13 protein-coding genes and 1 pseudogene are annotated in these 12,331 nt (G+C 72.2%); 7 read left to right on the top strand and 7 right to left on the bottom strand.

What is annotated here, in order from left to right:
- The first annotated feature begins 6 nt into the window (after window positions 1–6).
- From Asi03nite_RS12300 to Asi03nite_RS12285, 4 genes are all read left to right on the top strand, one after another.
- Window positions 7–612, top strand: coding sequence for a hypothetical protein (locus Asi03nite_RS12300; RefSeq protein ID WP_203679236.1), 606 nt, complete (start codon window positions 7–9; stop codon window positions 610–612).
- A gap of 481 nt (window positions 613–1,093) precedes the next feature.
- Complete coding sequence (locus Asi03nite_RS12295) at window positions 1,094–1,963, top strand: SMP-30/gluconolactonase/LRE family protein (RefSeq protein ID WP_203679233.1); 870 nt, start codon at window positions 1,094–1,096, stop codon at window positions 1,961–1,963.
- Window positions 1,964–2,004: 41 nt separating this feature from the next.
- Window positions 2,005–2,343, top strand: coding sequence for a YnfA family protein (locus tag Asi03nite_RS12290; protein ID WP_203679230.1), 339 nt, complete (start codon window positions 2,005–2,007; stop codon window positions 2,341–2,343).
- Window positions 2,343–2,741, top strand: coding sequence for a GNAT family N-acetyltransferase (locus tag Asi03nite_RS12285; protein ID WP_203679228.1), 399 nt, complete (start codon window positions 2,343–2,345; stop codon window positions 2,739–2,741). Before Asi03nite_RS12290 ends, Asi03nite_RS12285 begins: the two co-directional genes overlap by 1 nt.
- A 30-nt stretch (window positions 2,742–2,771) precedes the next feature.
- Here the strand turns inward: Asi03nite_RS12285 and Asi03nite_RS12280 are convergent, their stop codons facing one another.
- Together Asi03nite_RS12280 and Asi03nite_RS38880 are read right to left on the bottom strand one after the other, a co-directional pair.
- Entirely contained in the window at window positions 2,772–4,025 is a 1,254-nt protein-coding gene (locus Asi03nite_RS12280) for a polyamine ABC transporter substrate-binding protein (RefSeq protein ID WP_203679225.1), read from the bottom strand.
- Window positions 4,026–4,190: 165 nt separating this feature from the next.
- Window positions 4,191–4,280, bottom strand: a pseudogene (locus Asi03nite_RS38880) (zinc-binding dehydrogenase); the annotation flags it as partial.
- Window positions 4,281–4,465: 185 nt separating this feature from the next.
- Here Asi03nite_RS38880 and Asi03nite_RS12270 point away from each other — a divergent pair.
- Complete coding sequence (locus Asi03nite_RS12270; protein ID WP_307834005.1) at window positions 4,466–4,774, top strand: GNAT family N-acetyltransferase; 309 nt, start codon at window positions 4,466–4,468, stop codon at window positions 4,772–4,774.
- Here the strand turns inward: Asi03nite_RS12270 and Asi03nite_RS12265 are convergent.
- Window positions 4,761–5,819 carry a M15 family metallopeptidase gene (locus tag Asi03nite_RS12265; RefSeq protein ID WP_239102637.1) on the bottom strand — a complete coding sequence of 353 codons (1,059 nt, stop codon included), beginning with the start codon at window positions 5,817–5,819 and terminating at the stop codon, window positions 4,761–4,763. The genes Asi03nite_RS12270 and Asi03nite_RS12265 overlap by 14 nt on opposite strands.
- A gap of 229 nt (window positions 5,820–6,048) precedes the next feature.
- Here Asi03nite_RS12265 and Asi03nite_RS12260 point away from each other — a divergent pair, with 229 nt between their 5' ends.
- Window positions 6,049–6,672, top strand: coding sequence for an RICIN domain-containing protein (locus tag Asi03nite_RS12260; RefSeq protein WP_203679222.1), 624 nt, complete (start codon window positions 6,049–6,051; stop codon window positions 6,670–6,672).
- A gap of 88 nt (window positions 6,673–6,760) precedes the next feature.
- Here the strand turns inward: Asi03nite_RS12260 and Asi03nite_RS12255 are convergent, their stop codons facing one another.
- Entirely contained in the window at window positions 6,761–7,642 is an 882-nt protein-coding gene (locus Asi03nite_RS12255; protein WP_203679219.1) for a diacylglycerol kinase catalytic domain-containing protein, read from the bottom strand.
- The gene (locus tag Asi03nite_RS38495; protein WP_203679218.1) at window positions 7,639–8,664 is read right to left on the bottom strand and encodes an SPFH domain-containing protein; all 1,026 of its coding nucleotides are present in this window, start codon (window positions 8,662–8,664) and stop codon (window positions 7,639–7,641) included. Before Asi03nite_RS38495 ends, Asi03nite_RS12255 begins: the two co-directional genes overlap by 4 nt.
- 64 nt (window positions 8,665–8,728) lie before the next feature.
- On the opposite strand from Asi03nite_RS38495, the gene Asi03nite_RS12245 reads away from it, so the two are divergent.
- On the top strand, window positions 8,729–9,433 hold the full coding sequence (locus Asi03nite_RS12245; protein ID WP_203679217.1) for an NUDIX hydrolase: 705 nt from the start codon (window positions 8,729–8,731) through the stop codon (window positions 9,431–9,433).
- Between the two features lie 91 nt (window positions 9,434–9,524).
- Here the strand turns inward: Asi03nite_RS12245 and amaB are convergent, their stop codons facing one another.
- Both amaB and Asi03nite_RS12235 read right to left on the bottom strand, forming a co-directional pair.
- Window positions 9,525–11,033 carry an L-piperidine-6-carboxylate dehydrogenase gene (amaB, locus tag Asi03nite_RS12240; protein WP_203679216.1) on the bottom strand — a complete coding sequence of 503 codons (1,509 nt, stop codon included), beginning with the start codon at window positions 11,031–11,033 and terminating at the stop codon, window positions 9,525–9,527.
- Window positions 11,034–11,134: 101 nt separating this feature from the next.
- The coding region (locus tag Asi03nite_RS12235; RefSeq protein WP_275409372.1) for an NAD(P)/FAD-dependent oxidoreductase at window positions 11,135–12,331 on the bottom strand (1,197 nt) is incomplete at its 5' end.

Here is a 12,331-nt window from a genome sequence, read left to right as displayed (position 1 = left end):
GAGAATATGGGTGTAGCGGCCAGCGACGCTGCGTTCGAGCTCGTCGGCGCATGCGTTCACTCCCTGCGGTTTGCGTTCGCAACCCCTCTCGACTATCCCTATGCCGTGGCCGGTATCTCGACGACGAAGCCACCACCGGCGCTGTTCCGGCGGGTGCAGGTTGCCTCGCCGCCGCCGTTGCGTGATGGTGAGCCCTGGCAGATGGGCCTGACCTTGGACGACAAGCCGTTCCTGCCGGGCGTTCCCTCTGACCGCCTAGCCGAAGTGCGCGTCGAAGAAGGCGTCCCCGCGCTTGATCTGCCGGATCCGTCCAGCATCGTACTTGATCGATGGTTCGACATCCCCCGCCAGCGGGCCACGATCGCCTTCCCCGGTCCGGACTCCGGACAGTATCTGTTGTCCGTCCAGTACTGGAATCCGGTCCCGGCTGATGGGCAGACCGTCACCAGGGACGTGGACTACCACGGGACGTACCGTCTGGACTTCGATCGCCGGCCCGCCGGCGACTGGATCGCGGTGAGCTTCGACGCGTTCTGGCCGCCCGAGCGGGACAGCGCCGACATCCTGATCCCGCTCGGCGAGTGCGACGAGAACTGCCCTGCGGAGAGCTGACATACGACGAAGCCGCCGCCCGACACCCAGGCGGCGGCTTCTTTGCTGAGTCAGCGTGGACAGAGCCCGTCGCATGCTCCCAGTGGGATCAGTACTTCTGCGCTGTCCCGCTCGGCAGGCCAGAAGGCGTCGAAACTACCGCGGCGCGATCTTCGGGTTCGGCGCCCACCTTGCCCGGCTGCGCCGGTCGGTGACCGCCCTCGGCTTCACCCGGATCCGGTCCGACGAGGAGATCATCGCGGCGGTGGCCGAGACCCTGAGAGCCGATGCGATTTACGACGCCGTGCACGTACGCCTGACCCTCACCCGCGGCCGCAAGGTCACCAGCGGCATGGACCCCGCGCCTCGACCGCGCCGGACCGACGCCGATCGTGCTGGCCGAGCACAAGCCCCCGGTCCACGACACGGCCGGTCTGGGCGCGTCGGGACGGGGAAGCGGGCGGGGTCGCGCCATCCCGGACGGCGGGCGCAGAATCCGGCCATGACGACATCCGAACCGCGACTGCTGGCCGATGGCTTCACGATGCTCGAGTCCGGCCGCTGGCACGACAACCGCCTCTGGGTCGCCCACTGGGCGTCCGCCGAGATCGTGGCGATCGACCCGGACGGGCGCACGGAGCGGGTGGCCGACGCGCCGGACGGCTACGGCTGGGCGTTCGACTGGCTGCCGGACGGCCGGATGCTCACCACGGGACCGGATCTGACCACCGCCGACGGCACGCCGTACGGCCACCTCGCCGACGTCGCGCCGCACGGCTGGAGCGAGATCGTGATCAGCGGTCGCGGCGACGTCTACGTCAACGGCTTCGAGTTCGATTTCTCCGCGGGCGTCCCGGCCCCGAAGCCCGGCGTCGTCGCCCACGTCGCCCCGGACGGAACCACCCGCCTGGTCGCGGAGGACCTGCGGTTCGCCAACGGCATGGTGATCACTCCGGACGGCGCGACGCTGCTCGTCGCCGAGTCGTTCGCGCGGCGGATCACCGCGTTCGACATCGCCGGCGACGGCACGCTCGCCAACCGCCGGGTCTGGGCGGAGAACGTCGGCCCGGACGGCATCTGCATCGATGCCGAGGGCGCGGTGTGGTGCGGCTCGCCGGACATCCGGATGATGGGCGGCGGGCCGGACGCTCCCGAGGGCGCGCTGCTGCGCGTCCGCGAGGGCGGGGAGATCACCGACCGCCTGGAGTTCGACCGCCCGGTCTTCTCCTGCGTTCTCGGCGGCCCGCACGGGCGCACCTTGTTCGCCCTGGCCACACAGTGGCAGGGCTTCGAGAACATCGATGCCAATGCCGCCCGCCGCACCGGCCGGGTGATCGCCGTCGACGTCGCGGTCCCGGCGTCAGGATGGTGAGCAGAACGCCGGGGCAGGCCCGTTCCGGTATGTTCGGCGCCATGATCGTCGTACGCTCGCTGGTCCTGTTCATGCTGGCCGCCCTCGCCGAGATCGGCGGTGCCTGGCTGGTCTGGCAGGGCTGGCGGGAGCATCGCGGGCTGTGGTGGATCGCCGCCGGGGTGATCGCGCTCGGCGCCTACGGCTTCGTGGCCACCCTGCAGCCGGACGCCAACTTCGGCCGCATCCTGGCCGCGTACGGCGGCGTCTTCGTCGCCGGCTCGCTGGCCTGGGGCGTGGTCGTCGACGGTTTCCGCCCCGACCGCTGGGACCTGTTCGGCGCCGGCATCTGCCTGGCCGGCGTCGCGGTCATCATGTACGCGCCGCGGACCGCCCACTGATGGCGTTCGCGCTGGCGCCCCGGTTCACCGTCGACGACCGGGAGTTGAGCGCCCTGCACGCGCGTGCCTTCGGCGGCGACCCCGCCGTGGTCCGCCCCTGGGCGCGGCGCCTGGCCCGGCACGCCCTCACCTGGATCGGCGCCTTCGAGGCCGGCGAGCTGGTCGGCTTCGTCCAGGTCTGCTGGGACGGCGGCCCGCACGCCTTCGTGCTGGACACCGCCGTCGACCCGGACCATCAGGGCCGGGGGATCGGCACCGCGCTGGTCAAGGCCGCCGCCGAGGAGTCCCGCGCGGCCGGCTGCGAGTGGCTGCACGTCGACTTCGAGCCGCATCTGGAGCACTTCTACCTACGTCAATGCGGCTTCCGCCCGACCCCGGCCGGGCTGATCGCACTCTGACCGGGACCGTGCACGGCGCCGTCCGCCCGCTCAGCCCAGGACGATCGGCTCGAAGATGGAGGAGAACGTCTGCTGCTGCTCGGCGGTGTTGAAGTTGACGTAGTAGTGCAGCTTCGCGTAGTCGGCCGCGCTCGGGAAGACCAGCGGGCTGGACGCCACCTGCTCCAGGTCCCTGCGATCGGTTCCGGACAGCTTCGCCGCGTCCCGCTTGATCTGGGCCTGCGCGGCCGGGACCGGGCACACGTAGTTGATGTACTCGGCGAGCGCCGCGGCGTTCTCCACCTCGTAGAAGAAGTCGATGAGCATCAGCGCGTCCACCGGGTTCGCGGCGGTGACCGGGATGGCGAAGTTGTCGGTCCAGATGGTCCCGCCCTCCTCCGGGATGACGAACTTGAGGTTCGTACCGTCGGAGAGGTTCTTCTGGAAGATGTCGCCGGACCAGGCCTGGGTGATCCAGACCTCGCCCTTGCCGAGCGCGTCGACGTAGTCCTGCTCGAAGTACTTGCGGACGATGCCGGCGTCCTTCTGTTTCCTGAGCCGGGCGGCCGCCTTGCGCCAGTCGTCCTCGCCGGATCCGCCGGGCTTGACGCCGGCCGCGAGCAGGCCGAAGTTGGCCAGCTCGGTCAGGTCCGACATCATCCCGACCTTGCCCTTGAACTTCGGGTCCCAGAGGTCGGCCAGGCTGGTGATCTCCCGGCCGGTGCGCTCCGGGTCGTACGCGATGCCGGTGATCCCGGACGCCCACGGCACGCTGAACACGTTGCCCGGGTCGAACGACTCCTGGGCGTACTTCCCGGCCGCGTTCGCTGTGACGTTGGGCAGCCTGGCGTGGTCGAGCGGGGCCAGGAAGCCGGCCGAGCGGAACTGGCCGAACTGGATGCCGTTGGTGATCACCATCAGGTCGTACCCGATGGCCTGCTTCGCCGACAGCTGCGGCTGCACCTTGGCGAACCAGGGCCCCATCTCCTGGATCACCTCCTGGTAGTTCACCTGGATGCCGGTGCGCGTGGTGAACCTCTTCAGCTCCGGGCGCTCGGGGTCCATGTACAGCGGCCAGTTCGCGAAGTCGAGCTTGCCGTTCTGCTTCTTGCCCTCCCAGAAGGAGGCCACGGCGCCCGCGTCCACGCTGGCCGCCGGGTTGTTGCCCGTGCCGTCCACCCCGCAGGCGGCCAGCGCCGTGCCGAGCGCGGTCAGGCCACCGAGCCGGAGCGCGTCGCGGCGGCCGAGCCGCCGCCGGGTGACGCCGCGCAGGAGGGAGGCGTCGGCAGTGGTGCGGTGGAACATCAAACTCCGATCACGGACGGAAGGCGGGCTCACGATCGTACGACCAAGATCGCCTTTCCGGTCGCCGGTGTGGGCCTTATCGCGTGCCCGTCGGCTCCGGCGCCATGGCCTGATGGCGGAATCGGACGCCGGGCGACGTACCTGGTCCGCGGGGTGGCGCCGGTGCTATCGGCCGACGGTTACCACGATCTTGCCGACGTGGGTGTTGGCCTCCAGGTAGCGATGCGCCTCGACGATCTCGGAGAGATCGAAGGTGCGGTCCGGAGCGGCGCCGCCGAGGACGCTACTCCGTTAGTTCGACTGCGGTCACGTGTCGAACGAGCCGCACGTCATCTCCGCGCCGCTGCCGGCACCTCGGCTATCTCGACTTCTACCAGGCCCCCGCCGGGCGTGACGAAGCGCGGGCCTTCCTCGCCGACCGGATGACCCGCGGCTAGTCCATCGTCCTGCTGGCCCGCGCCGGTGACTCGGCGGCCGGCTTCGCGCAGGTCTACCCGCTGTTCAGCTCGGTTCGCCGAGCCCCGATCCGGCTGCTCGACGACTTGTACGTGGATCCGGCCCACCGCCGCCACGGGGTGGGGCGCGCCCTGCTCCGGGCGGTAGCCGACCGGGCCGGGCAGGCCGGCGCCGTCCGGGTGGAACTGTCCACGGACAAGACCAACGAGCAGGCGCAGGCCCTCTACGAGTCGGAGGGCTTCGTCACCGGCCTGCCGGTCCGCCACTACCTGAGGCCGATCAGCCTCCGGTGACCGACCAGTGCCACGCCTCGGACGGCAGGTTCACGAAGCCGTACTCGCGGGCGTTGGCCTTCAGCCACGTGAAGGCGGCCGTCTTCGACGAGATCGTCCTGCCGCCCGACGAGATGTCGACGGCCAGGCCGATCTCGTGCAGGGAGCGGCCCGGGATGGCGGTCGGGACACGGCACGACGACGCCGGCGCGGTCCACACGTCCGGGCAGCCGTTGATCGTCCGCAGCTGGATCTGACGCTCCTTGGTGCGGAAGCCGCCACCGGAGATCTGCACGCCGTCGGCCCTGGCGTCGTCGATCATCCGCTTGAGGGTGTACGAGATGGCGCGGTGCACCGTCACCCCGTACACCTTCGTGGTGTCGGTGGTCCTGAAGGCGGGGCGGACCTGGGCGACCATGTCGTCGCTGAGCGACGCGGCCTGGCCGGCCAGGGTGGCGGCGGCGGGCAGCGCGGCGATCGCCTTCTGGCTCTTCGAGACGGCCGCCCGCCCGGACTCGACGGCGGCGTTGGCCTGCTCGACGCGGGCGGCGGCGCCGCGTGACGCCTTGCCGGCGGCGGCCAGCGCGGTGGCGGCCTTCTGCGCGAGCGCCTTCTGCGCGGTGGCGGTTTTGGTGGCCGCCACGACGGCCCGGTTCGCCCGGCCGACGACGACGGTGCTGCGCGGCTTGCGCTTCGACGCGGTGGTCAGGGACTGCTTCGCTGCCGTCAGGGCCTTGCGGGCCTTGGTGTAGCGGCTCTGCGCGCGGGTGTTGGTGCTGGTGGCGTCGGCCAGCGTGACCCGGGCGCCGCGCTGGGCCTTCTCCGCCGCGGCGACCTCGGCGGTGCCCTTCCGGACGGCCGCCTGCTGGCCGGCGAGCGTGGTGCGCAAGCCCTTGAGCTGCACGTCGTGGGTGAGGCTGCGGTACATCAGGCTCGACCATCTGGTGGCCACCTTGGGCACCGCGGCCTGGGCCGGGGCTGGCCCGCCGAGCGCCGATCCGGTGGCGGCCAGCGCGATGATCGCCGCGGCGGCGGACTTCTGCAGAGTTCGCTGTCGTGTCGTCACCCCGGAGACTGTGCGGTCCGGCGGGTTCAGTGCCCGTTCTCGATCGGTATCCGGGCGGTTGCGGATCTCAGTTCGGCGTGACCAGGCTCTGGAGGCGGCGCCGAGATGCGCGACGGCGCGGTGCGCCCAACATGATCCGGTAGCCGACGATCACGTTGGTGAATATCTCAGCGCGGCGCCCTTCGGGTGTCCGACGATGAGGTTTGCGACCTCGATGAGGGGAGACGCGATGATTCGCAGGCTCACGCTTGGTGCGCTCGTGGCCAGTTGCGCCGCGGTGGCGGCGCCCACAGGTCCTGCCTCGGCGACTCCTGACCCGACCACGGCAGCCACCGGTCCGGCGGCCGCATTCGCGCAACTCCGGCGGTCGATGGCCCTGACCGGCGCGACGGTCGCCGATTCCGCGCCGTTCAACCTGCACGTGGCCGGACGCGGCAACGGGTACTGCCTGGACAACTTCGCCTCCGGAGGAGGCCGGAACGACTCGCCTGTCGGGTTGTGGACCTGCAACGGCGGTCGCACGGAGTTCTGGCGGTGGCGCATCTTCAATCAGAACATCTATTACGGCGTCGAGCTGGTCAACAACGCGAGTGGGCGTTGTCTCGACTATCCGGCCTCGGTGGGAAACACGGTCGGTGCGCAGTTCAACGTCTACGATTGCCGGAACGGTTCCGCGCCCGGCCAGAACTTCCACCTCACCAACGCGTCCGGCGGTGTCGCGATGGAGTCGGAGGCGACCAACAACTCGGTCGCCGTGGACGCGTTCACCTCCAAGTGGCACGGCGACGGCAGCCCGGTCGGTCTCTGGTACTACAGCCCTCCTGGAAACGCCTTCCAGCACTGGTACAAGTAGGAGGAACCAGGCGTCAGGACAGATCAAGCGGCGTCTCCACCGGGGCGGCGATCCAGCAGGATCCGCGCGCCCGAGCTCGAACGGCGAGCTAAGCCAGGCTCAGCCGACGGTCCGACACGGCGATCCGGACCCGCTGCCCCCAGGACAGCTCCAGCGCGTCCGGCTCCAGGCCGTCGGCGAACACGACGAGCCGTTCGCTCTCGCTGGTCAGCTCCAGTCCCTGCCCGGCGGCCAGCAGGCCGTCGACGTGCCGCACGCCGGTGGCCGGGGAGGGCCAGGCCTCGCGTACGAACCAGCACAGCGCCCGGTCGCCCGGCGCCGGCAACCCCGGAGCGCCGGCCCGGCCCCGCGCGATCGACGCGCACCACCCGGTGGCCCCGGTGCCGGTGCCGACGATCAGCCCCGACGACGACTGGCGCTCCCGGTGGCCGTCCGCGGTGGTGAGCACGTAGCGCGCCGACTGGTGGCCGGCGTGACCGACATAGATCTCGTTGAGGCCGGACAGCTCCTGCCCGTCGTCGAGCCGGGCGGTCACCATCGTCAGCTGCTCGGTGCGGATCCGGCCCCGGAGCAGCCGCCCGACCTCGTCCGCGCGGTGCCGGACCAGTACCCCGGGGTTGCGGCCGGGCTCCGGGTTCACGCCGATCACGGGCTGCCCGTCCAGGTACTTCGCCACGTTCGCGACCAGGCCGTCCGGGCCGACGGCGATGACGTGGTCCTCCGGCGCGAACAGGAAGCGGGGCAGGTCCGTACGCTCGACCTGGCCGCGCCGCCAATCGGCCGGAACGGCCCCGCCCACCTCGGTCAGCGCCCGCCGCAGCGCCTCGTGTCGCTCGGTGACCTCGTCGAGGTCGCGCCCGCGCTGCTTGAGGAAGTACGCCGCGGCGCCGCGGGTGCCGTGCCGGGCGAGGAGCTCGTCGAGCTCGCTGCGCCGCGACACGATCACCACGCGCGGGGTCAGCGTGCTCATGATCCGAGCCTGCCGGCCAGCTTGCTGAGCAGGTCCGGCGTGATGGTGAGCTCGCCGATCGCCGGGACGTGCTGCGCCAGCTCCCGGAGCGCGAGCGCCCGCAGCACCTCGGCCGGCAGGTCCCGGTACGCCGCGAGACGCGCCGCCTCGGCCTCTGCCTCGGCCAGGCCGACCACCCGGGCGCCGGCCGCGTGGGCCTCGTCGCGCAGCCGCCCGGCGTCCGCCTCCGCGGCCGCGGCCAGGCGTGCCCGCTCGGCCTCGCTCTGCGCCGCCACCAGCTGCGACTCGGCGTCCAGCTCGGCGCCGCGGCGGGTGTTCGCGCCGTGCTGCTCGACCAGCTGCTGCTCCTGGCGGGCCAGCTCGATCTTGCTCTGCAGCTCGTTCTCGGCGATGGCGCGCTCCTGCTGGACCGCGTGCGCGCGCCGGGCGTACGTCGCCCGGTCCGCGTCCTGCTGCACCTTCTCCCGGGTCGGGGTCTGCAGCGCGCGTTCCAGCTCGGGCTCCGGCCGCAGCGCGACCACCCGGGCGCTGACCACTGTCACGCCGGTGTCGGTCAGCCGCGGGTCGGTGGCCAGCGCGTCCGCGACCGACTGCCGGACCGGGGCGATCCCGGTGGTCAGCGCCTCGGCCAGGGGCAGCCGGGCGAGCACGTCGAGTGCGGGCTGCTGGGCCAGCTCGGCGAGCAGCGTGGCGACCTGGTCGAGCGGCTGCCCGTTCCACCTGCCGCGGTACGGGTCGATGGAGAAGTCCAGCCGGCCGGCGGCAGCGGCCGGGTCGCTGAACCGGTAGGTCACCGTGGCCTGCACGGTCACGTCGGCGAAGTCCTCGGTGCGGGCGTGGAACAGCAGCGGCAACTCCCGGTCGTCGACCGGTACCTCGGAGAGCACCGCGGTGAGCGGCCGGTACCAGAACGCGAGGCCGGTGCCGGAGCGCTTCGCCTTGCCGGCGACGGTGTGGCTGACCCAGCTGGTCGGGGCGGAGCGCAGGTGGCGCAGGTGCAGTCGGCGTTTGACGTCGGCCATCGGAGGGGTCCTTCCTTGTTTCTCGTCGTACTGACGATAAAGCGCTGAGGCTATTATCGTCAACATGACGCTATGCATGGCGGCCGTCACAGTCGATCTCGTGTTGCTGACCATCCGGCAGGGGACGCTGCAGGTGCTGCTGATCCGCCGGGGGATCGAGCCCTACCGGGGACGCTGGGCGCTCCCCGGCGGCTTCGTCCACGACGACGAGGACCTGGACGCGGCGGCGGCGCGGGAACTGCGCGAGGAGACCGGAGTGGACCCGTCCACCGGCCATTTCGAACAATTGGCGACGTACGGCACGCCGGGGCGAGACCCGCGCGGGCGGGTGGTGACCGTGGCCTACCTCGCGATGCTGCCGGACCTGCCGGCGCCGGTGGCCGGCAGCGACGCCGCCGGGGCGGAATGGCGCCCGGTGGCGGAGTCCGCCGGGCTTGCCTTCGACCACGACCGGATCCTCGCCGACGGGGTCGAGCGGGCCCGGGCCAAGCTGGAGTACACGCCGCTCGCGACGGCCTTCTGCCCGCCCGAGTTCACCGTGGCCGACCTGCGCGGGGTCTACGAGACGGTGTGGCGGACCCGGCTCGACGCCCGCAATTTCCACCGGAAGGTGACGACGGCGGAGGGGTTCGTCGAGCCGACCGGCCACAGCGTCACCCGCGACCGTGGCCGGCCGGCGCAGCTGTTCCGGCGCGGGCCGGCGAGGCTGCTGCATCCGCCGCTGCTGCGCCCCGCCCCGGCGCCCGACCGCTCCGGGAGCGACCGCTGAACGATCCCGTTTCCCGGGGACGGGCGGGGCCGGGTGACGGGGGAAGTGTCCGACGAGGCTGTCCGGCGGGCGCAGGCGCGGCCGCCGCCGATCAGGTCAGGAAGCTGACGTTCTGCGCCAGGGACAGGGTGCTGGAGTAGTTCACCGTGTTGGTGGCCCGCCGCATGTAGGCCCGCCAGGCGTCCGACCCGGACTCCCGGCCGCCGCCGGTCGCCTTTTCCCCACCGAACGCGCCGCCGATCTCCGCCCCGGACGTGCCGATGTTCACGTTCGCGATCCCGCAGTCCGACCCGTCGGCCGCCAGGAACCTCTCCGCCTCCTGCTGGTCCCGGGTGAAGATCGACGAGGACAACCCGTGCGGTACGTCGTTGTGCAGCGCCACGGCCTCGTCGAACGTGTCGTACGTGAGCACGTAGAGGATCGGCGCGAACGTCTCCTCCCGGACGATCGCGGTCTGCCGGGGCATCCGCACGATCGCCGGTTCGGCGTAGGCCCCGGGGCCGCCGGTCCGGCGCCCGCCCGCGACCAGCTTGCCGCCCTCGGCCTGGGCCCGGTCCAGCGCCGCCGCCATGGTGTCCGCGGCGGCCTCGGTGATCAGCGGCCCGACCAGCGTGCCGTCGTCGAACGGGTCGCCGACCGGGAGCCGCCCGTACACCGCGGCCAGCCTCTCCACGAGCTGGTCGGCGACGTCGCGGTGCACGATCAGCCGGCGCAGCGTGGTGCAGCGCTGCCCCGCCGTGCCGGCCGCCGCGAACACGATGCCGCGCAGCGCCAGGTCGAGATCCGCCGACGGCGCCACCACCGCCGCGTTGTTGCCGCCGAGCTCCAGCAGCACCCGGCCGAACCGGGCGGCCACCCGCGGCCCGACCTCGCGGCCCATCCGGGTCGAGCCGGTCGCGCTGACCAGGTCCACCCGAGGATCGCCGACCAGGGTCTCGCCGGCCTCGCGCCCGGCCAGCAGCAGCCGGTGCAGCCCGGCCGGGGCGCCGGTCCGGGCGATCGCGCGGTCCAGCAGATGGCTGGTGGCGATCGAGACCAGCGGGGTCAGTTCGCTCGGCTTCCACACCACGGCGTCGCCGCAGACCAGCGCGATCGCGGTGTTCCAGGACCAGACGGCGGCCGGGAAATTGAACGCGGAGATCACCCCGACCACGCCGAGCGGGTGCCAGGTCTCGGCCAGCCGGTGGCCGGGGCGCTCGGAGGCGATGGTGCGGCCGTAGAGCTGCCGGGACAGCCCCACCGCGAAGTCGCAGATGTCGATCATCTCCTGGACCTCGCCGAGCGCCTCCGAGCGGATCTTGCCGACCTCGATGGTGATCAGGTCCGCCAGGTCGGCCCGGTGGGCGCGCAACAGGTCGCCGAGCGTGCGGACGAGCTCGCCGCGCACCGGCGCCGGCGTGGTGCGCCAGGCCCGGAACGCCTCGGCGGCCTCGCCGACCGCCCGGGTGACCTCCCCGGCGGTGCTGGCGCGCAGGGCGAACAGCTCCGCGCCGGTGATCGGGGTGCGGGCCGCCAGCCCGGTTCCCGAGGGGACTGCCGCACCGATCCGGCGCAGGCTCGCCCGGGCCAGGTCACGCAGCTGATCGGTGCGGTCCGTCATGCTCACTCCTCGAGAAGATCGAAACCCGGCTTTGGTACGGACGTGGCCTGCTCCCGGGCGTACAGCGGAAACGGCCGCCATCGCGGAACCATGTCGTCCTCCTAGACGATGTGCGACTCCGGCCGGCCCGCCGCGCCCGCCAGGAAACGGTCGGCGGTCAGCGGCCCGGTGTCCACCACCGGCGCCCGGTCCAGGTAGAGGTCGCGGATCACCTCGCCGACGGCCGGCGCCTGCAGGAAACCGTGCCCGGAGAAGCCGGTCGCGTACAGGAAGTTCGACGAACGCCCGATCAGCGCGTTGTGGTCCGGGGTCACCTCGTACAGGCCGGCCCAGCCGGTGCGCAGGCCGATGTCGAGCAGCTTCGGCGCGCGGGCCCCGATCGCGGCGCCGAGCCGGGGCAGCCAGTCCTCGCAGTAGCCGAGGTGGAAACCGGGCTCCTGCTCCGGATCGGACATGCCGATCAGCAGGCCGGGGCCCTCGCGATGGAAGTAGAAGGTGCTGGTGAAGTCGATGGTGAACGGCACGGGCCCGGTCAGCTCCGGCATCGGCTCGGTGCAGACGATCTGCCGGCGCAGCGGGGTGACCGGCAGGGCTACGCCGGCCAGCTCGCCGATGGCGGCCGACCACGCCCCGGCGGCGCAGACCACGGCGCCCGCGCGGATTGCGCCACGGTCGGTGCGCACCCGGCCGGCGGACATGTCCAGATCGGTCACCGTGACACCGGTGAGCAGCGTGGCGCCGAGCCGGCGGGCGCCGCGGGCGTACCCGAGCACCACCGACTCGGGCGTGCAGTGCCCGTCGCCAGGCGACCACGCGGCGGCGAGCAGGCCGTCGGTCGCGATCAGCGGGGACAGCGCCCCGGCCTCGGCCACGTCGATCATCCGGCTGGCGACGCCCAGGGTGTTCTGCAGGGCGACGTCCCGCTCGAACGACGCGACGTCCTCAGGCGTGGAGAGCAGGAAGAGGTAGCCGACCCGGCGCAGGTCGATCTCCTGTCCGGGCCGCCGCCCGAACCGCGCGAACGCGTCCAGGCTGCGGGCGCCCAGCTCGATGTTGATGCGGTCGGAGAACTGCGCGCGGACACCGCCCGCGGCCCGGCAGGTGGAGCCGGCGCCGAGCTCGCCGCGGTCGAGCAGCACGACGTCGCGGACACCGGCCTCGGCCAGGTGGAACGCGATACTGGTGCCGATCGCGCCGCCACCGATCACGACCACCTCGGCGGAGCGGGGGACGGCGGTCATACCGCCATGATGGTCCATGACCCCCGCGCCGGCCAACCATTCGTTGTTGTCGATGTC

This window comes from Actinoplanes siamensis (assembly GCF_016862395.1).
Classification (GTDB): Bacteria; Actinomycetota; Actinomycetes; order Mycobacteriales; family Micromonosporaceae; genus Actinoplanes; species Actinoplanes siamensis.
The sequence above is the reverse complement of the archived record's forward strand: the minus strand, read 5'-3'. Positions and strand labels throughout refer to the sequence as shown.